The sequence below is a fragment of the Oleiphilus sp. HI0086 genome (assembly GCF_001635225.1).
This window is the reverse complement of sequence record NZ_LWFZ01000209.1, coordinates 1-670: the sequence shown is the minus strand read 5'-3', so window position 1 is coordinate 670 and position 670 is coordinate 1. Positions and strand designations below refer to the sequence as shown.

The following is a 670-nucleotide window of genomic DNA, read 5'->3' as shown; positions in this document are numbered from 1 at the left end:
AAAACACGTGAACTGCTTACTAAAGACGAGGTTGACGTAATTTTCGGTTGCTGGACGTCATCTTCACGTAAAGCGGTTCTTCCTGTCATTGAAGAGTTGAACGGTTTGTTGTTCTACCCTGTTCAGTACGAAGGTGAAGAGTCGTCTAAAAATGTTTTCTACACAGGTGCTGCGCCAAACCAGCAAGCGGTTCCAGCCGTTGACTACTTGATGAATGACCTTGAGGTTGAGCGTTGGGTACTTGCAGGTACTGATTACGTTTACCCACGTACAACGAACAAGATTCTTGAGGCATACCTTAAGGCTAAAGGCGTTGCAGAAAAAGATATCATGATCAACTACACGCCTTTCGGTCACTCTGATTGGCAGTCAATTGTTTCAGACATCAAGAAGTTCGGTAGCGCAGGTAAGAAGACAGCGGTTGTTTCAACAATTAATGGTGATGCAAACGTTCCTTTCTATAAAGAGCTAGGTAACCAGGGTATTTCTGCTGAAGATATTCCAGTGGTTGCATTCTCTGTTGGTGAAGAAGAACTGTCTGGTCTAGACACTAAGCCACTTGTTGGTCACTTGGCAGCTTGGAACTACTTCCAAAGCGTTGAAAGTGATGTAAACGAAGAGTTTATTGCAAACTGGAAGTCTTACATCAAAGACGACAAGCGTGTGACTA

1 protein-coding gene is annotated in these 670 nt (G+C 43.7%); it reads left to right on the top strand.

Features of this window, described 5'->3' with window-relative positions; genetic code table 11:
* The coding region (locus tag A3756_RS02805; protein WP_156490216.1) for a transporter substrate-binding protein at positions 1–670 on the top strand (670 nt) is incomplete at both ends.